Source organism: Nevskia ramosa DSM 11499 (assembly GCF_000420645.1).
GTDB lineage: Bacteria > Pseudomonadota > Gammaproteobacteria > Nevskiales > Nevskiaceae > Nevskia > Nevskia ramosa.
The window spans coordinates 288,807-306,244 of the sequence record NZ_ATVI01000005.1 but is presented as its reverse complement, the minus strand read 5'-3'; the positions used below and the strand labels follow the sequence as shown (position 1 = coordinate 306,244).

Annotated in this window: 16 protein-coding genes; 9 read left to right on the top strand and 7 right to left on the bottom strand. The window is 65.5% G+C overall.

Features of this window, described 5'->3' with window-relative positions; all coding sequences use genetic code 11:
* Positions 1-22: 22 nt before the first annotated feature.
* Genes G513_RS0102110 through ccmA form a run of 3 tightly spaced genes read right to left on the bottom strand, consistent with a single transcriptional unit; the run spans position 23 to position 2,022 of the window.
* Positions 23-745: a cyclic nucleotide-binding domain-containing protein gene (locus G513_RS0102110; protein WP_084711298.1), complete on the bottom strand. Its 723-nt coding sequence runs from the start codon at positions 743-745 to the stop codon at positions 23-25.
* Positions 746-766: 21 nt separating this feature from the next.
* Complete coding sequence (gene ccmB / locus G513_RS0102105) at positions 767-1,432, bottom strand: heme exporter protein CcmB (RefSeq protein ID WP_022975178.1); 666 nt, start codon at positions 1,430-1,432, stop codon at positions 767-769.
* A complete protein-coding gene (gene ccmA, locus G513_RS0102100) occupies positions 1,429-2,022 on the bottom strand; it encodes a heme ABC exporter ATP-binding protein CcmA (RefSeq protein WP_022975177.1) in 594 nt (197 codons plus the stop codon). The genes ccmB and ccmA overlap by 4 nt, the downstream gene beginning before the upstream one ends.
* A gap of 122 nt (positions 2,023-2,144) precedes the next feature.
* Here ccmA and folD point away from each other — a divergent pair, with 122 nt between their 5' ends.
* On the top strand, positions 2,145-3,026 hold the full coding sequence (gene folD / locus G513_RS0102095) for a bifunctional methylenetetrahydrofolate dehydrogenase/methenyltetrahydrofolate cyclohydrolase FolD (RefSeq protein ID WP_022975176.1): 882 nt from the start codon (positions 2,145-2,147) through the stop codon (positions 3,024-3,026).
* Here the strand turns inward: folD and G513_RS0102090 are convergent, their stop codons facing one another.
* Entirely contained in the window at positions 3,027-4,139 is a 1,113-nt protein-coding gene (locus G513_RS0102090) for a substrate-binding domain-containing protein (protein ID WP_022975175.1), read from the bottom strand. It lies immediately after the preceding gene.
* A 192-nt stretch (positions 4,140-4,331) separates the two neighbouring features.
* Between G513_RS0102090 and G513_RS0102085 the strand changes: the two genes are divergently transcribed.
* Genes G513_RS0102085 through G513_RS0102060 form a run of 6 tightly spaced genes read left to right on the top strand, consistent with a single transcriptional unit; the run spans position 4,332 to position 12,172 of the window.
* Positions 4,332-6,002, top strand: coding sequence for an OFA family MFS transporter (locus G513_RS0102085; protein ID WP_022975174.1), 1,671 nt, complete (start codon positions 4,332-4,334; stop codon positions 6,000-6,002).
* Between the two features lie 15 nt (positions 6,003-6,017).
* Complete coding sequence (locus tag G513_RS0102080; RefSeq protein ID WP_022975173.1) at positions 6,018-6,539, top strand: formate dehydrogenase subunit gamma; 522 nt, start codon at positions 6,018-6,020, stop codon at positions 6,537-6,539.
* Complete coding sequence (locus G513_RS0102075; protein WP_022975172.1) at positions 6,536-8,122, top strand: formate dehydrogenase beta subunit; 1,587 nt, start codon at positions 6,536-6,538, stop codon at positions 8,120-8,122. Before G513_RS0102080 ends, G513_RS0102075 begins: the two co-directional genes overlap by 4 nt.
* A 15-nt stretch (positions 8,123-8,137) precedes the next feature.
* Positions 8,138-11,089 carry a formate dehydrogenase subunit alpha gene (gene fdhF, locus G513_RS0102070; protein ID WP_022975171.1) on the top strand — a complete coding sequence of 984 codons (2,952 nt, stop codon included), beginning with the start codon at positions 8,138-8,140 and terminating at the stop codon, positions 11,087-11,089.
* Positions 11,070-11,957, top strand: coding sequence for a formate dehydrogenase accessory sulfurtransferase FdhD (fdhD, locus tag G513_RS0102065; RefSeq protein WP_084711374.1), 888 nt, complete (start codon positions 11,070-11,072; stop codon positions 11,955-11,957). The genes fdhF and fdhD overlap by 20 nt, the downstream gene beginning before the upstream one ends.
* Positions 11,954-12,172, top strand: coding sequence for a formate dehydrogenase subunit delta (locus G513_RS0102060; RefSeq protein ID WP_022975169.1), 219 nt, complete (start codon positions 11,954-11,956; stop codon positions 12,170-12,172). The genes fdhD and G513_RS0102060 overlap by 4 nt, the downstream gene beginning before the upstream one ends.
* 67 nt (positions 12,173-12,239) lie before the next feature.
* Here the strand turns inward: G513_RS0102060 and moaB are convergent, their stop codons facing one another.
* Both moaB and G513_RS20920 read right to left on the bottom strand, forming a co-directional pair.
* Positions 12,240-12,779, bottom strand: coding sequence for a molybdenum cofactor biosynthesis protein B (gene moaB, locus G513_RS20925; protein ID WP_022975168.1), 540 nt, complete (start codon positions 12,777-12,779; stop codon positions 12,240-12,242).
* A gap of 22 nt (positions 12,780-12,801) precedes the next feature.
* Positions 12,802-15,420 (bottom strand): MMPL family transporter, encoded by a 2,619-nt coding sequence (locus tag G513_RS20920; protein ID WP_022975167.1) that lies wholly within the window; start codon positions 15,418-15,420, stop codon positions 12,802-12,804.
* A gap of 104 nt (positions 15,421-15,524) precedes the next feature.
* Between G513_RS20920 and G513_RS0102045 the strand changes: the two genes are divergently transcribed.
* Positions 15,525-16,151, top strand: a complete 627-nt coding sequence (locus G513_RS0102045) for an ABC transporter substrate-binding protein (protein WP_084711373.1) — start codon at positions 15,525-15,527, stop codon at positions 16,149-16,151.
* A 12-nt stretch (positions 16,152-16,163) separates the two neighbouring features.
* Here G513_RS0102045 and G513_RS0102040 read toward each other — a convergent pair whose 3' ends face one another.
* Positions 16,164-16,604, bottom strand: coding sequence for a hypothetical protein (locus G513_RS0102040; RefSeq protein WP_022975165.1), 441 nt, complete (start codon positions 16,602-16,604; stop codon positions 16,164-16,166).
* Positions 16,605-16,788: 184 nt separating this feature from the next.
* Here G513_RS0102040 and G513_RS0102035 point away from each other — a divergent pair, with 184 nt between their 5' ends.
* A complete protein-coding gene (locus G513_RS0102035) occupies positions 16,789-17,382 on the top strand; it encodes a TetR/AcrR family transcriptional regulator (protein ID WP_022975164.1) in 594 nt (197 codons plus the stop codon).
* Positions 17,383-17,438 lie beyond the last annotated feature (56 nt).

Genomic DNA, 17,438 nt, shown 5'->3' with positions numbered 1-17,438 from the left:
AGCAGGGCCACCTGGCGGTGTTTCAGGGCTCCAGTTCGGCCTGCGACGGCGCTGGCTGATCGAGCAGCACAATGGTCTGGCCACGCAGTTCCAGCCGGCCGGCAATCGCCAGATCACGAATGATGGTGCCGGCCAGTTCGCGCGAGCAGCCGGCCAGCTTGCCGAGGTCTTGACGGGTGATGCGCAGCGCCTGCCCGCCCGGCACTCGCTTGCCGCCACCATCGGCAACCACCGCGGACAGCGCTTGCCAGACTCTTTCCGCCGCATGCAGCGCCGGCATTTCCGCAAGGCGGCGATTGGTGGTCCGCAACCGGCTGGCGAGCTGGCCGGCCAGTTCCAGCCAGAAGCTCGGATGACGTTCGGTCAACGTCAGGAACTCGTCGTAGGGAATTTCCAGCAAGGTGGCGTCGGCCGCGACATCGATGCGCGCACTGCGCGCCTGAACGCCGGGCAGCATGCCCATCTCACCGAAGAAATCACCTGGGCAGAAGTAGGCCAGCAACAGGTCCTGACCCTGCGAACCGGTGTGGCGCACCGCGCACAGGCCGCTGACCAGCAGATACAGACAGGTGGGCCGCGCACCGGCTTCGATGACCACGCGATGGCGCGCCAACTGCCGGTTGCGGGAGATCGCCAGCAACGATGGATAGCCCGGATCGCGGCACAGACGATCGAGGCTCGGCGTGCTCAATGAAGCGGCCTTGCCTGTGCGCGGGCCCTTGTTTCCCGAAGCCTGATCTGCCACGGCCGTTCTCCTTTCGAAGGCCTACCCTAACGCGTTGCGGACCGCACCCGCCGCTGCCACCGGCAGCAAAGTGAGACTCAGCGCCAGCAGCGCGCCAAGAAAATAGAGCGGCGCTTCCGGCGACAGTCCAGCTGCCGCAGCCCGCACCGCACCGCCGCCGAAAATCACCGCCGGCGTCATCAGCGGCAGCACCAGGATCGGCAGCAGCAGGCCGGCGCGCGGCGCGCCGACGGTCAGCGCCGCCGCGAAACCACCGGTGAACACCAGGGTCGGCGTGCCGAGCAGCAGGCTGAGCACCAGCACGCCAACCGCTGCGGAATCCATGCCAAGGCCGTAGCCGATCAGCGGCGAAGCGACCACCAGCGGCGCGGCCGTCAGCAGCCACTGCGCGGCGAGCTTGGCAGCCAGCAGCATCGCCAGCGGGGTGTCGACGATCAGCATCTGCTCCAGGCTGCCGTCATCGAGATCGCTGCGGAACAGGCGCTCGACGCCAAGCAGTGCCGACAGCAGCGCCCCGACCCAGACGATCGCCGGTGCGAAGGTTTTCAGCGCCGGATCGTCGGGTGCGATGCCCAGCGGAAACAGCAGCGCGACGATGCCGTAGAAGACCAGTGGCTGCGCCCACTCGGCAGGCCGGCGCAGCGCGATGCTCAGCTCGCGGCGGAAGACGGCCGAAATCGCACTCATGCGTCGAGACTCAAGCTGCGCAAGCTCGGCAGATCGCCCGGCAGCGGTTGATGGCTGGTGACGATCGCGGCCCCGCCGCCGTCGACATGCGCTTTCAGCAGGCCGGCGAACAGCGCAAGACCTTGCACGTCGAGCCCGGCCAGCGGCTCGTCGAGCAGCCACCACGGCCGGGGTGCTGCGACCAGACGGGCTAATGCGGCGCGGCGCTTCTGGCCGGTCGACAACTGGCCGCTGGGCCGGTTGGCATGACGAGCATTGAGCCCGACCGCTTCCATCGCGGCTTTCGGATTCGCCAGCTTCAGGCCGTTCAGCCCGGCCCAGAAGTCGAGATTCTCGAGCGCCGACAGCACCGGATTGAGCGCGTTCTTGTGGCCGATCCAGTGCCGCTGGGATTGCTCCACGCCGGCTTCGATGCTGCCGGCCTCGGCACGCCGCAGGCCGCTGAGCACTTCGAGCAGCGAGGTCTTGCCGGCGCCGTTGCGGCCAAGCAGATGCAGCACCTCGCCGGGCGCCAGACTGAAGCTGAGCCCGTCGATGACGGTGCGGTCACCGCGCGTGACGACGAGCTGTCGGACCTGCAGGCTGGGCATTGACGCGAGGCTGGGAAGTGAACACGGAAGTCGTCGCGAAAGTTTACGTGAAGGACCCATCACCGATGCTGACTGCCCTCGTGAGACAATTCGCGTCTTCCCCGGCGAGAGCGAATCCAGGCGTGACGGCACAGTTAACCGACGGCTCAGCCGTCCTGATTGACGGCAAAGCCGTTGCGGCACAGGTTCATGAGCGCGTGCGGCTGGCGGTGGCGGAGTGGCTTGCGGCGGGACACCGGGCACCAGCGCTGGCCACGGTGCTGGTCGGTGCCGATCCGGCCTCGGAAATCTATGTCCGCAACAAGCGCCTGACCTGCGAGAAGGTCGGCATCCGCTCGGCGCCGAACCATCTCGACGCTGACATCAGCGAGACCGACCTGCTCGCCGTGATCGACGGCCTCAACGCCGACGATGCCATCGACGGCATCCTCGTCCAGTTGCCGCTGCCGAAGCACATCAATGCCGACAAGGTCATCGAGCGCATTCGGCCGGACAAGGATGTCGACGGCTTTCATCCCTACAACTTCGGCCGTCTCGCGCAGAAAACGCCGACCCTGCGGCCGTGCACGCCGTTCGGCTGCGTCGAGTTGCTGAAATCCACAGGCGTGCCGCTCGCCGGCAAGCGCGCGCTGGTAATCGGTCAGTCGAACATCGTCGGCCGGCCGATGGCGCTGGAACTGCTGCTGCTCGGCTGCACGGTGACCATCGCCCACAGCCGCACCCGCGATCTGCCCGAGGAAGTCGGCCGCGCCGAAATCCTGGTGGTCGGCACCGGCATCCCGGAGATGGTCAAGGGTGACTGGGTGCGGCCGGGCGCGATCGTCATCGACGTCGGCATCAACCGCCTGCCCAGCGGCAAGCTCTGCGGTGATGTCGAATTCGCGACGGCGCGTGAGCGGGCCGCGTTCATCACGCCGGTTCCAGGCGGCGTTGGCCCGATGACCGTGGCGATGCTGATGGAAAACACGCTGGTCGCAGCCCGCAACCGCGCGGGCGGCCAGTAGTCAGGATCGGGCGGCTTTCGCTGCCCGGCCTTTCGGCAGACGACCGAAATCCGGGAAGGCTTCCTCGATCGCCATCACTTCGCCGCAGCGCAGCGCGTCGTAGCCCGGCAGGGCGTTGACCAGATTGCGGAAGTCCGGATTGCACAAGGTGTCGATCACGCTCTGCAGCGCCGGGGTCTTCAGCGCGGTTTTCGCGCACAGGAAGAAATAGCGCTCGCCGGCCAGCGGCACGAAGCCCAAATCGAAGCGCTTGGCCGCGGCTTCGACACCGACGCCGGCATCGGCCATGCCGCTGGCGACGTAAGCCGCCACTGCCGCATGAGTGAATTCGCCGCTTTCGTAACCGGTGATCCGGGCGCCGTCGATCCCGGCCTTGTCGAGCATCAGGTCAAGCAGCATCCGGGTGCCTGAACCGGGCTGGCGATTGACGAAGCGAACTTCCGCGCGCGACAAATCGGCCAGCGACTGGATGCCCTTCGGATTGCCGGGCGACACGATCAGGCCCTGGCGCCGCGTTGCCAGCATGATCAGCCGATGGGTCTGCGGCTTCAGCCAGGCGGCGTACTGCTGCAGCGCCGGTGCTTCGAACTCGCCCAGCGGCACGTGGAAGCCGGCCAGATCGCAGGCGCCGCTCTTGAACGCGCCGAGCGCTTCGAAGCTGGAGCGGTATTTCAGATCGATCGGAATCCGGCTGCGCACGAACCAGTCGCGCAGGGTTTCCACCGCGAAACCATGGCTGGCCTGCACGCGGAGGATGGCGCCGGTATCGCTGAGCGCGCGTTCCAGTTCCACTTCCAGCTCTGAAGCCAGGCTGTCGAGCAGCGGCGCGAGACGCGCATTGATGCGCTTGTCGGCCCAGACCAATTTCTCCGCCAGCGGCGTCAGCACCGCGCCGCGACCGCGCTGCATCGCCACCAGCGGCGCGCCGAAAGTACGCGTGCCGTCCTGCAGCAGGCCCCAGGCGTACCGGTAGGACAGCCCGGCCTGAATGCAGGCTTCGGCCAAGGTGCCGGTTTCCCGGACCCGGGCCAGTAGCTCGACCAGACGCGGCAGCGACTGCTTGCCATCGGCCTGTTCGAGCTGCCAATGCGGCTTGATCGAAACTTTGAACATCGGAGTGCCTTGAGGATCGGAAAGGAGATCGGAATGAGGAATGCGCTTTAGGCTTTACGATACATATTTTCATCGCTCTCCGGTACGACTACCGTGTCCTGATTGCAGCATTTTCAAGGCTGCAGATATGTTTCCAGGCACATAAACAGCAGCTTGCCGCATACCGGCAAAAACTGCTGCAACGGAGGATGGATGTCGAGCATCGCGCCAACGGCAGGAACATCGAGCCTGCTCGATTTTCTGGCCAAGGAACGGACGATCGCCGGCCCGGGATTCAACCGCTGGCTGGTGCCGCCGGCTGCGCTCGCGATTCACCTCTGCATCGGCATGGCCTACGGCTTCAGCGTGTTCTGGCTGCCGCTGTCGAAAGCCGTGGGTATCGACACGGCTGTCGCCTGCCCGGCCGGCACCAGCTTCTTCGCCGAGCTGTTCGTCAGCAATTGCGACTGGAAGATTTCCACGCTCGGCTGGATGTACACGCTGTTCTTCGTCTTTCTCGGTTCCAGCGCCGCGATCTGGGGCGGCTGGCTGGAACGCGCCGGCCCGCGCAAGGCCGGGCTGGTGTCGATGGCCTGCTGGTGCGGCGGCATGCTGCTGTCGGCGCTCGGCATCCACCTGCATCAATTCTGGCTGATGCTGCTCGGCTCCGGCGTGATCGGCGGCATCGGCCTTGGACTTGGCTACATCTCGCCGGTATCGACCCTGATCAAGTGGTTCCCGGATCGCCGCGGCATGGCCACCGGCATGGCGATCATGGGCTTCGGCGGCGGCGCGATGATCGGCTCGCCGCTCGCCCAGCTGCTGATGTCCAAGTACGCCACGGCAAGCTCGATCGGCGTCGCCGAAACCTTCGTGACCATGGCGCTGATCTACGCCGTGTTCATGACTGCCGGCGCGATCGGCTACCGAGTTCCCGCCGCCGGATGGAAGCCCGCAGGCTGGACACCGCCGGCGGCGAACACCGCCAACGCGATGATCAGCGCGAAGCACGTGCATCTGCGCAACGCGCACCGGACGCCGCAGTTCTGGCTGATCTGGGCGGTGCTGTGCCTGAACGTCACCGCCGGCATCGGCGTCATCGGCATGGCCTCGCCGATGCTGCAGGAAGTGTTCGGCGGAAAGCTCATTGGCATCGAGGCCGCGATCGGTTCGCTCGATGCCGGCCAGGCCGCGCAGATCGCCGCGATCGCTGCCGGCTTCACCGGCCTTCTCAGCCTGTTCAACATCGCCGGACGCTTCTTCTGGGCATCGATGTCCGACAAGCTGGGCCGCAAGATCACCTATGCGATCTTCTTCCTGCTCGGCACCGCGCTGTACGCCTCCGTGCCCAGCGCCGGACACGCTGGCAGCGTGGCACTGTTCGTCGGCGCGCTGTGCATCATCCTGTCGATGTACGGCGGCGGCTTCGCGACTGTGCCCGCCTATCTCGCCGACATGTTCGGCACCCAGTTCGTCGGCGCCATCCACGGCAGGTTGCTGACGGCCTGGTCGATCGCCGGCATCTTCGGCCCGGTGATCGTCAACTACCTGCGCGAGTACCAGCTCGCCCAAGGCGTTGCGAAAGCGCAGGTCTACGACACCACGATGCTGATCCTCGCAGCGCTCCTGGTCGCCGGTTTCGCCTGCAATCTGCTGATCCGCCCCGTCGAGCCGAAATGGCAGATGAACGAGGCCGAGCTGGCCGAAGCCAAAAGGCTGGCGCACGAGATTGCCCCTACTGGCGCGCCGATCAGTTCCGCTCAAACCGCTCAAACCGTTGGCGGCTTCAAGGTCACGGTGCTGCTCGCCTGGCTCGCCGTCGGCATTCCACTGGCCTGGGGCGTGTCGCAGACCGTCGCCAAGGCCGCGATCCTGTTCAAGTAACCGACACCAACAATCATGGCCACCTCCACCTTCGAGCGCCGCAGTCCGCCGATCAAGCTCGCCGAGCTGTCATCGCTGTCGGCCGCCGATAGCGCCGCGATCAATGCCGTGCTGGCCAGGCTGAAGAACCTGCCCGGTGCCTTGCTGCCGATCCTGCATGGCGTGCAGGAAGCGCTCGGCCACGTGCCGAAGGACGCGGTGCCGGTCATCGCCAAGTCACTGAACCTGTCGCGTGCCGAAGTCCATGGCGTGATCAGCTTCTATCACTGGTATCGCACCGAGAAACCCGGCGAACACGTGCTGCATCTGTGCCGCGCCGAAGCCTGCCAGGCAGTCGGTGGCCGGGCGCTGGAAGCACATGTGAAAGCCTCACTCGGCATCGATTTTCACGAAACCACGGCCGATGGTCGCTACACGCTGGAACCGGCGTACTGCCTCGGCAACTGCGCCGTCGGCCCCAGCCTGATGATCGATGGTGCGCTCAAGGGCCGCGTGACGGCGGACCGCTTCGATCGCCTGACCGGAGTGACGGCATGAACGCCACGAAGAAAGCCGTGACCATCTACGTGCCGCGTGATTCCACCGCGGTCTCGCTCGGCGCCGACGAAGTGGCTGCCGCGATCACCGCCGAAGCCGCACGCATCGGCATCGACGTTGAGCTCATCCGCAACAGCTCGCGCGGGATGTTCTGGCTGGAGCCGCTGGTCGAAGTCGCCACCGACGCCGGCCGCATCGGCTACGGCCCGGTGCAGCCGGAAGATGTTGCTTCACTGTTTGCGACAGGGCTGACGCACGGTGGCGAACATCCGCTGAGCCTCCATCTCGTCGAGGAGATTTCCTATCTCAAGAACCAGGAGCGCCTGACCTTCGCTCGCGCCGGCATCACCGATCCGGTCAACCTCGCCGACTACCGCGCCCATGACGGCTACAAGGGCCTGAGCAATGCGCTGGCAATGGAGCCGGCCGCGATCATCGCCGCAGTGACCGACTCGGGCTTGCGCGGCCGCGGCGGTGCGGCATTTCCGGCCGGTATCAAGTGGAAGACGGTTTCAGGTGCGGAAGGCGAGCAGAAGTACATCGTCTGCAATGGTGACGAAGGTGATTCCGGCACCTTCGCCGATCGCATGGTCTGCGAAGGCGATCCCTTCGTGCTGATCGAAGGCATGACCATCGCCGGTGTCGCCGTCGGCGCCACGCGCGGCTACATCTATCTGCGCTGCGAATATCCGTACGGCGAGCGGGCGCTGAACGAAGCGATCAAGGCGGCGTACGCCGCCAACTGGCTGGGCGCCAACATCCAGGGCTCCGGTAAGCACTTCGATCTGGAAGTGCGGATGGGCGCCGGCGCCTACATCTGCGGCGAGGAAACCTCGCTGCTGGAATCGCTGGAAGGCAAGCGCGGCATGGTCCGCTTCAAGCCACCGCTGCCGGCGATCAAGGGCCTGTTCGGTTGCCCGACGGTGATCAACAACGTGATCACGCTGGCCTCGGTGCCGATCATCCTCGACAAAGGTTCGGAGCATTACAAGAACTTCGGCGTCGGCCGCTCGCGCGGCACGCTTCCGGTGCAGCTCGCCGGCAACATCAAGCACGGCGGTCTGGTCGAGAAAGCCTTCGGCGTGTCCTTGCGCGATCTGCTCTATACCTTCGGCGGCGGCGCGCTCAGTGGCCGGCCGATCCGCACCGTGCAGGTCGGCGGTCCGCTTGGCGCCTATATCCCGGATTCGCAGTTCGATCTGCCGCTCGACTACGAGGCCTACGCCAAGCTCAACAACATGGTCGGCCACGGCGGCATCACGGTGTTCGACGACACCGTCGACATGGCCGAGCAGGCGCGCTTCTCGATGGAGTTCTGCGCCACCGAATCCTGCGGCAAGTGCACGCCCTGCCGCATCGGCTCGACACGCGGCATGGAAGTGATCGACCGGCTGGTCGCCGGCGATCAACCGGTGAAGCAAGAAGCGCTGCTCCGCGATCTCTGCGACACGATGCTCGCCGGAAGCCTGTGCGCGCTGGGCGGCATGGCGCCGTTCCCGGTGCTCAGCGCCTTGAATCATTTTCCCGAAGATTTCCAGAAATCATCCCAGCAGCAGACGCCGCGCGTTCGCGTCGCGTCCTGATAGAGGTACGCAACCATGTTCTCGATCATCGACAAGGATCTCGGCACCCCCGCTCCGCGCGCGCCGCGCAATGTCGGCCAGAAGACCGCGCTTGCCGAAGTGGCCGCGAAGCAGGTCACGCTCAACATCGACGGCCGCGAAGTCACGGTGCCGGAAGGCACTTCGGTGATGCGCGCCGCCGCGCTCGCCGACATCAACATCCCCAAGCTCTGCGCCACCGACACGCTGGAAGCCTTCGGCTCCTGCCGTCTGTGTCTGGTGCAGATCGAAGGCATGCGCGGCTATCCGGCGTCGTGCACGACCCTGGTCGCCGACGGCATGAAGGTGGTCACCCAGAACGACAAGCTCGCCAAGCTGCGCCTCGGCGTGATGGAGCTGTACATCTCCGATCACCCGCTGGACTGCCTGACCTGCCCCGCCAACGGCCACTGCGAGCTGCAGGACATGGCCGGTGCGGTGGGCCTGCGCGAAGTGCGCTACGGCTATGACGGCGCCAATCATGTTCATGGGCACGTCCACGCCGACGGCAAGCGCAAGGTCAACGATCGTTTCATGCCGAAGGACGAAAGCAATCCGTACTTCACCTTCGATCCATCGAAGTGCATCGTCTGCTCGCGCTGCGTGCGTGCCTGCGACGAGCAGCAGGGCACCCTGGCGCTGACCATCTCCGGCCGCGGCTTCGAGTCGATGGTGTCTCCGAGCCAGAGCGACAGCTTCATGGAATCGGAATGCGTGTCCTGCGGGGCCTGCGTGGCCGCCTGTCCGACCGCGACCCTCAGCGAGAAGTCGCTGATCGCCAAGGGCCAGGCCGAGCACAGCGTGATCACCACCTGCGCCTACTGCGGCGTTGGCTGCTCGTTCCGTGCCGAGATGAAGGGCGAGGACATCGTCCGCATGGTGCCGAACAAGGATGGCCACGCGAATCACGGTCATTCCTGCGTCAAGGGCCGCTTCGCGATCGGCTATGCGACGCACCAGGACCGGATCACCAAACCGATGATCCGCGCGAAGATTTCCGATCCCTGGCAGGAAGTCAGCTGGGAGGAAGCCATCGCTCACGCAGCTGCCGAGTTCAAGCGCATCCAGGCGAAGTACGGCAAGGATTCGGTCGGCGCGATCACTTCGAGCCGCTGCACCAACGAAGAGGTGTACGTGGTCCAGAAGATGGTCCGCGCGGCGTTCGGCAACAACAATGTCGATACCTGCGCTCGCGTCTGCCATTCGCCCACCGGCTATGGCCTGAAGCAGACCATCGGCGAATCGGCTGGCACCCAGACTTTCGATTCGGTGATGCAGAGCGACGTCATCGTCGTCATCGGCGCCAACCCGACCGACGGCCATCCGGTGTTCGCGTCGCAGATGAAGCGTCGCCTGCGTGAAGGCGCGCGGCTGATCGTCGCCGACCCGCGCGGCATCGATCTGGTGCGCACGCCGCACATCGAAGCCGACTACCACCTGAAGCTGATGCCGGGCACCAATGTCGCGCTGATCAACTCGCTGGCGCACGTGATCGTCACCGAAGGCCTGGTCAAGGAAGATTTCGTCGCCGAGCGCTGCGATACCGAATCGTTCAACAAATGGCGCGTGTTCGTTGCCGAAGGCCGCAACTCGCCCGAAGCGATGGAAGCGATCACCGGCGTGCCGGCGGCGATGGTTCGCGGCGCGGCGCGGCTGTACGCAACCGGCGGCAATGGCGCGATCTATTACGGCCTCGGCGTCACCGAGCACAGCCAGGGTTCGACGATGGTGATCGGCATCGCCAATCTGGCGATGGCCACCGGCAACGTCGGCCGCGAAGGCGTCGGTATCAACCCGCTGCGTGGCCAGAACAACGTCCAGGGCTCCTGCGACATGGGCAGCTTCCCGCACGAGCTGCCGGGCTACCGGCATGTCTCGGATACGGCGGCACGCACGCTGTTCGAGCAGGACTGGAAGGTGTCGCTGTCCAACGAACCGGGCCTGCGCATTCCGAACATGTTCGAGGCTTCGCTCGATGGCGAATTCCTCGGCCTGTACGTGCATGGCGAGGACATCGCGCAGAGCGATCCGAATACCCAGCACGTCACCGCAGCCTTGAGCGCGATGGAGTGCGTTGTGGTTCAGGATCTGTTCCTGAACGAGACGGCGAAGTTCGCTCACGTCTTCCTGCCGGGTTCGTCGTTCCTCGAGAAGGACGGCACCTTCACCAATGCCGAGCGGCGCATCTCGCCGGTCAGGCAGGTGATGCGGCCGAAGAGCGGCGTCGGCGAATGGCAGGCGACGCAGATGCTGGCCAATGCGCTTGGCTATCCGATGAACTACCAGAGCTCGGCCGAGATCATGGACGAGATCGCGCGCCTGACGCCGACTTTCCACGGCGTCTCGTTCAAGAAGCTCGACGAGATCGGCAGCGTCCAGTGGCCATGCAACGACGAAGCGCCGTTGGGCACGCCGACCATGCACATCGACGGGTTCGTCCGCGGCAAGGGCCGCTTCCTGCTGACCGAATACGTGCCGACACACGAGAAGGTGAACGGCAAGTTCCCGCTGATCCTGACCACCGGCCGCATCCTCAGCCAGTACAACGTCGGCGCGCAGACGCGGCGGACCTCGAACAGCGAATGGCATAGCGAAGACGTGTTCGAGATCCACCCGCACGATGCCGACGAGCGGGGCGTCAAGAACGGCGACTGGGTCGGCATCGAAAGCCGTTCCGGCAACACCGTGCTGCGCGCAAGAGTCACCGATCGCGTGCAGCCGGGTGTCGTCTACACGACCTTCCACCATCCGTTCAGCGGCGCCAACGTGATCACCACCGATAACTCGGACTGGGCCACCAACTGCCCCGAGTTCAAGGTCACCGCCGTGCAGGTGACGCGCGTCAGCCAGCCCAGCGAATGGCAGCGTCGCTATCGCGAGTTCAGCGACAACCAGCAGCAACTGCTGAAGCAGGCCAGCGATGCCGGTCATGCCGCGATCGCCAAATAAGTCTTTGCCAGAAGCCGGCTCGTCGCCCGATCCGGCGACGGGCTATGCACTGCTGCCGGTGCACGTCCAGCGCGATGGCGCGGCCAGCGATACGCAGGACTACGTCGCCGAAGAAGTGCCAGTCGCGTTGATCGTCAACGGCCAGCCGCATGTGGTGATGATGGCAACACCGGGCGATCTCGAAGACTTCGCGCTCGGCTTCTGTTTGAGCGAAGCGATCGTCACTAGCGCCGGCGAAGTGGAATCGCTGACCGTGAACGCACTCGACAACGGCTACGAGATCGGCCTGCGCATTCCCGCCGAGCGTGCGGCGCTGCTCGCCGATCGTCGCCGCAATCTGGTCGGCCGCAGTGGCTGCGGGCTGTGCGGCTCGGAAACCATTGCCGAAGCGATGCGCCCGGCGCCTCACGTACCAGCCGGATTGCCGATCAGCAGCGCGGCGCTGCATCGCGCGCTGCACGAACTGCGCGAGCGTCAGCCGATCAACGCCGTCACCGGCGCCACCCATGCGGCAGCTTGGGCCGATGCTGCCGGCAAGCTGCTGCTGGTACGCGAAGACGTGGGCCGCCACAACGCGCTCGACAAGCTGATCGGCGCGATGAGCAGCGCCCACATCGACAGCGCACGCGGCTTCGCCGTCATCACCTCACGCGCCAGCTACGAAATGGTGCTGAAGGCGGCGACCGTCTGCATGCCGCTGCTGGCGGCGATCTCGGCCCCGACCGCACTCGCCGTGCGCATGGCCGAGGAAGCCGGTCTGAGCCTGATCGGCTACGCACGTGGCGGCAACCATGTGATCTACGCCTGCCCCGCCCGTCTCAGCGACACCGCGCCGCTGCCCACCTCCATCGAAACCGTCTCTGCATGAATCCCCAGAACCTGAGCGAGATGGCGAACAACATCGCCGCCTTCTTCGCCGCCGAACCGAATCACGTCGAAGCCGTGAGCGGCGTCGCCAATCACATCGACAAGTTCTGGGAGCCGCGCATGCAGAAGCAGTTGCGCGCCTGCATCGCCAAGGGCGAGGAGCAGGTGCATCCGCTGGTGATCGAAGCGATGCAGAAGCTCAGCCTGCCGGCTTAGGGCGGGCCACGCCCGCCGCTTCGGTTAGGTTCAGCGCGCGGGGCTGGCGGCCACGGGCCGCCCTACTTCAATCCCGATTCGACGGCCGCTTCGGCGCGGGCTGATCCGGCGATTCCTTCATCCGCGGAATGATGTCGACCAGATTGCAGGGCTGCGTCGACGTGTTCAGCTGCAGGCCGATGATCTTGTCCCAGGCCAGTTCGCAGGCGCCACGCGAACCTGGCAGGCAGAACACCAGCCGGCTATTCGCCGAGCCGGCAAACGCGCGGGACTGGATCGCCGAGGTGCCGACATCGGCATACGACAACATCCGGAACAATTCGCCGAAGCCATCGGTGATGCGGTCGAGCAGCGGCCGCACTGCTTCCGGGACCAGATCGCGGCCGGTCAGGCCGGTGCCGCCGGTGATGATGATCACGTCGACGGTGTCGTCGATCAGCCAGTTCGAGAGCTGCGCGCGGATGCCGTAACGGTCATCGCTCTTGATCAACCGCGCCGCGAGGCGATGACCATCGGCAGCGATGCGCTCGACCAGCAGATTGCCGGACTTGTCGTCGGCGAGCGTGCGGGTGTCGGAAACGGTCAGGACAGCGATGCCGAGGCTCATGCGGAGTTCCTTCTGTTCGATTTCACTTGGCCAGATGGCGCCAGCGAAGCGCCAGCAGGCTCGGCAGCAGCACCAGCGCGCAGAGCAGGGTCATGCCGAGACCAAGCGTCAGCAGCAGGCCCATGCTGACCATGCCCGGATGCTTGGCGAAGGCCAGATTGCCGAAGTTGACCATGGTGATCAGCGCGCCGAACAGCACGGCGCGCGCGGTGCCGGTCTTCAGCAGCGAACCGTCGGCAGCCGCGCGGCCACGCTGGACGAGATAGACACCGTAGTCGACACCGACGCCGAGAATCAGCGGCAGCGCGATCACGTTCGCGAAGTTGAACGGCACGCCGGCGAGCACCGACGCGGCGACGGTCAGCAGCCCGGCCATGACCAGCGGGATCAGCACCAGCAAGGTGTCGATCACCGAGCGCAGCAGCACCAGCAACAACACGGTGATGACGATGGCCGAATAGGCGAACGCTTTCTGGAACGCTTCGACCACCGACTTGCCGGCTTCAGCCTGCGTTGACGGGCCACCGGTTGCGGTCGGCGCGACCGATTGCACGGCGGCGATGAACGCGGCTTCGTCCTTGGGGTTGTCGAGCACGGCGCTCGGCATCGCCTGGACGCGATACAGGCCGTCCGCGCTCTTCCAGCGATCGACCAGCGATGGCGGCAGGTCCGCGGCGGTGACTGCGCTCGCTTTCAACGCGTCCTTCAAGCCGGCAAGCCGCGCCGGCAGGCTGCCGAGCAGATTGGCGCGCAAGGATGCGAGCAAGGCCGCCTGACCGGCCGCATCGCGCTTGCCGTACTCGGCGGCAAAGCCGTCGAGCGCATCCTGCAGCGTTTTTGCGGCTTCAGCCTGCTTGCCGGTCTGGGCCGCGACATAAGCCGGAAGCCCGACGCGCATCTGCTCGATCAGCGCGTAATCGTCCTCGCGCACCGCAGGTTCGCTCGGCGCCGGCGCATCGGTCAGCTGCGGACCGAGCGCGAAGCGCAGGTCTTCGATGATCGCCAGTTTCTCTTCCTGATCGGCCGGCACGAAGCTGTTCAGGCTCATCGCCCGCTTGACCTCGGGCAGCTTGCCCAGCGCCTCGGCAAGCCGAGTCGCCGTGTCCTGATCGGGAACCAGTGCGGACAGGGTCAGGGTCGGGATTTCCGGGTCCTTGAGCAGGTCGCGGAAGGTCATGATCGCTTCGGTCTTGGGATCGCGCAGCTTCAACGGATCGCTGTCGAAACGCGCGCCCGGCACCAGATACAGCGAGCCGGCCACCAGCACGGCGGAGACGATCCAGATCGGCTTGGCATGGGCGAACGGCCAGGCCAGCAACTTAGAAAGCGTGCTGCCGATCGCCGGCGTCCAGGCCAGCTTCTTCGGATCCGGCGCCAGCAGCTGGATCAGTGCCGGCAGCAGGGTGACGGTGACTGCCAGGCTGATGATCATGCCGGCGCCGGAGATCACACCGAGTTCGGCGATACCGAGGAAATCGGTCGGAATGAAGGCGAAGAAGCCGAGCGAGCAGGTCATCGCGCAGACCGTCATGTAGCCGCCGACATCAGACGCCGCGACGCCCAGGGCGCCCTTCACCGCCAGTCCCTGCCCCAGCCGCTCGCGGTACTGCATGCACAGATACAGCGCGTAATCGAGGCCGAGGCCGATATAGAGCACCCCGAAGGCAACCGAGATCAGGTTCAGATGGCCGACCGCGATCGCCGCGAACGCCGTGGTCAGCAGCAGGCCATAGGCCAGCGACAGGATCGTCGCCAGCATCAGCCGCAGCGAACGCAACGCAAACCAAAGCAGCACCGCGGAGACCGCCAGCGCCAGGAACAGCGCAATGCCGGCACCGGAGAACGCGGTCTGGATTTCCTCGTGCTCCATGGCGACGGTGCCGGTGAGTCGCACCTTGAGGCCCTTGTCGGCCAGCCCCAGATCGCGCACCGCATCACGCACCGCCTGCACCGGTAGTTCAGCGGGCAGCAGGCGCTTGAAGTCGAGCTTCGCCCCCAGTTCGATGAACCGCCGCGATCCCGCGAGCTCGCTGCCGCCGCCACCGACCAGCGCCTGCCAGCTCAAGGGCGCATCGACACCCTGGGTGCTGCCGGCGACGCTGGTCGCGATGCCGTTGAAGGCTGGCGACAGATCGAAGTCAGTGCCCACCGGCGCGGTCAGCGCGCGACCCAGCAGGGTGAACAGGCCTCGCAGGCTCGGGTCCTGATCGAGCGCACCGAGAAACGGCTGGGCGGCGGTGATGTCGTCGGCTAGCTTCTGAAGCTTGTCGGCCTCGAAGAACATCAGCCCGTTGCGACGGAAGTAGGCTTCGGTTTCGGTGGCGAACACTTCGGAGAACACGTCGGTGCGCGGCCGCAGTTTCTCGATCAGCTGCGCCTGCGCGGCATCCATCACTTCAGGAATCCCGCCCTCGATCACCACGACGAGCGTGTGACTGAGCTTCGGGAACTGCCGATCCATCTCGATCTCGGCCTGCCGCCACGGCAGCTCGGGCGCGAGCAGATTCTGAAGATTGGTATCGATGCTCAGGTGCTTGGCCGTATACGCGGCGAAGCCGGCGCCGGCCAGCAGCGCCACGATCACTACCAGGACGGCACGACGCTGGGACGCGTCGACCAGCGCTGCAAGAAAACGACTCATCCGCCAAAAACCCCTGTGCCAGACTTTAGACTTCGAACTGAACTTGCCGAGGGGAGCCGGGTCGATATCAGGCACTTGGACACCAACGCCCCGCCCCATTTCCCATGAGCTCAACATTGTCGCCGATGCCGAAACGTCTCGTATTGATGCTGTGCCTGCTGCCGTCCCTGCTGTTGGGTCGACCCGCGTTCGCTGCCGGCACGCCGGCCGATACCATCACCACGTTCCACGCGGTGCTGATCGACAACATGAAGAACGGTGCGACGCTGAAATGCAGCGGCCGCAGCGAAAAGATCGGCGCGGCCGTCGATGCCGGTTTCGATCTGCCGTTCCTCGCCCAGCGCGTATTGCGCCGGCAGTGGAAGGATCTCAGCGAGGAACAGCGCGCCACCTTCGTCACCACTTTCCGTGATCTGGTGCTGGCCACCTACACCAGCCAGTTCGCTCAGTTTGGCGGCGAGAAGTTCGAGACGCTGACCACCAAGGAACTGGCTGACGGCACCCGCCTGGTCAACGCCAAGCTGACGCCGGGCCGTGGCGCGCCGGTGAACTTCGACTACGTGCTGCGCGAGAGCAACGGCGCCTGGCGCATCGTCAATGTCGTCGCCGATGGCGTCAGCGATCTGGCCCTGCGCTCCAGTCAGTACGACAAGATCTACAAGGCCAATGGCTTCGACGGCCTGATCGTCCAGATCAAGCAGCAGATCGAGGCGAACAAGAAGGGTTGCTGAACGGGCTGAAACTCAGCCCCAGTGGAAGTGTAAGGCCGCGTCGGTCGGCTGCGGGCCGGGACGATCGGCATCCAGCCACGCGGTGATCGCCATCAGGCTTAGCCCATCGGCCACCAGCAAGGTCTTCAGCGCCGCTGCGTAAGCATTGCTGCTGGTGCCTGCGAACTGCCACAGGCCGAACCAGGCCGCGAGTCCCGAGGCGATCAGCAGGCCCAGCGCCAGCCAGCGGATCACTGGTGACAGGAATGCCGAGACCAGCGCGAACGCGCCGAGACCGAGCAGCACCGCACCATGCTTCAGCGCCAAGGTCGAGACGGCCTCCGCCGGCAAACGCGACTGGCCGATTTCCAAGGCGAACACATCAGGCGCCGACCAGATTCGCGCGCCCAGCAGCATCAGCACCAGACCCGACAGCAACAAGGCCGCAAACGAAATCCGCGTCGTGGTTTTCATCGTCCAACCCCCATCCCTTCAACCGCATCAGCCGGATCGCCGGCCCCGTTCCGCTGTTTACTGGTTTCGCGTTTCGGCGAGTTGCCAGTACACTATGGCAATCACCATAATATGGTGACCACCCTACATAATCGTCAGCGACGATGCAAACGCCGTTCGTCAGCTGAAGCAGGAGGAGCAGGCAATGGCCAAGACCAGTAACGCCCGGCAGGACGCCGTCGAAGCCGCTGTGCGGCTGTTCCGGACGCAGGGCTATTCGGCGACCGGGCTGACTCAGTTGCTGGAGGAAAGTGGCGCGCCGAAAGGCTCGTTCTACTTCCACTTTCCCGGCGGCAAGGAACAGCTGGCGCTCGAAGCCCTGCAGGTATTCGGCAGCGAACTGCGCGGCCGCATCCAGCGCCGTGCGGCTGCAACCTCGCCCGGCGATGAGCCGGCGTTCGTCCGAGCGCTGTTCGAAGCCACGGCGCGGGAACTGGAAGCCAGCGATTACACCGCCGGCTGCGTCGCCTCGAATCTCGGCGGCGAGCTGTCGTCAGGCAATCGCACCATTGCCGACGCCGTGAATGGCGCGGTGCAGAGTTGGGTGGAAGCGATCGCCGATGGCGTCGCCGATCGCTTCGAGACCCGTGAAGCCGCAGTCACTTATGCGGCGACGGTCATGGCCAGCCTGAGCGGCATGCGAACGATGGCCCGCGCCCAGCGTTCGACGGCGATGTTCGCCGCGATCGCCGAGGTGCTGATCAACGGGCTGCCGGCGGTGAAGGCCGCCGCTTCGTAGGGTGGGCAAGCCGTACCTGCCCACCGATTCGCCGACCTCTGTAATGCGTGGGCAGA

Excerpts from the sequence above, each read along its gene's own strand:
- ccmB (WP_022975178.1), bottom strand. The coding sequence starts at position 1,432 with ATGAGTGCGATTTCGGCCGTCTTCCGCCGCGAGCTGAGCATCGCGCTG.
- ccmA (WP_022975177.1), bottom strand. The coding sequence starts at position 2,022 with ATGCCCAGCCTGCAGGTCCGACAGCTCGTCGTCACGCGCGGTGACCGC.
- G513_RS0102090 (WP_022975175.1), bottom strand. The coding sequence starts at position 4,139 with ATGTTCAAAGTTTCGATCAAGCCGCATTGGCAGCTCGAACAGGCCGAT.
- G513_RS0102085 (WP_022975174.1), top strand. The coding sequence starts at position 4,332 with ATGTCGAGCATCGCGCCAACGGCAGGAACATCGAGCCTGCTCGATTTT.
- G513_RS0102080 (WP_022975173.1), top strand. The coding sequence starts at position 6,018 with ATGGCCACCTCCACCTTCGAGCGCCGCAGTCCGCCGATCAAGCTCGCC.
- G513_RS0102075 (WP_022975172.1), top strand. The coding sequence starts at position 6,536 with ATGAACGCCACGAAGAAAGCCGTGACCATCTACGTGCCGCGTGATTCC.
- fdhF (WP_022975171.1), top strand. The coding sequence starts at position 8,138 with ATGTTCTCGATCATCGACAAGGATCTCGGCACCCCCGCTCCGCGCGCG.
- fdhD (WP_084711374.1), top strand. The coding sequence starts at position 11,070 with ATGCCGCGATCGCCAAATAAGTCTTTGCCAGAAGCCGGCTCGTCGCCC.
- G513_RS0102060 (WP_022975169.1), top strand. The coding sequence starts at position 11,954 with ATGAATCCCCAGAACCTGAGCGAGATGGCGAACAACATCGCCGCCTTC.
- moaB (WP_022975168.1), bottom strand. The coding sequence starts at position 12,779 with ATGAGCCTCGGCATCGCTGTCCTGACCGTTTCCGACACCCGCACGCTC.
- G513_RS20920 (WP_022975167.1), bottom strand. The coding sequence starts at position 15,420 with ATGAGTCGTTTTCTTGCAGCGCTGGTCGACGCGTCCCAGCGTCGTGCC.
- G513_RS0102045 (WP_084711373.1), top strand. The coding sequence starts at position 15,525 with ATGAGCTCAACATTGTCGCCGATGCCGAAACGTCTCGTATTGATGCTG.
- G513_RS0102040 (WP_022975165.1), bottom strand. The coding sequence starts at position 16,604 with ATGAAAACCACGACGCGGATTTCGTTTGCGGCCTTGTTGCTGTCGGGT.
- G513_RS0102035 (WP_022975164.1), top strand. The coding sequence starts at position 16,789 with ATGGCCAAGACCAGTAACGCCCGGCAGGACGCCGTCGAAGCCGCTGTG.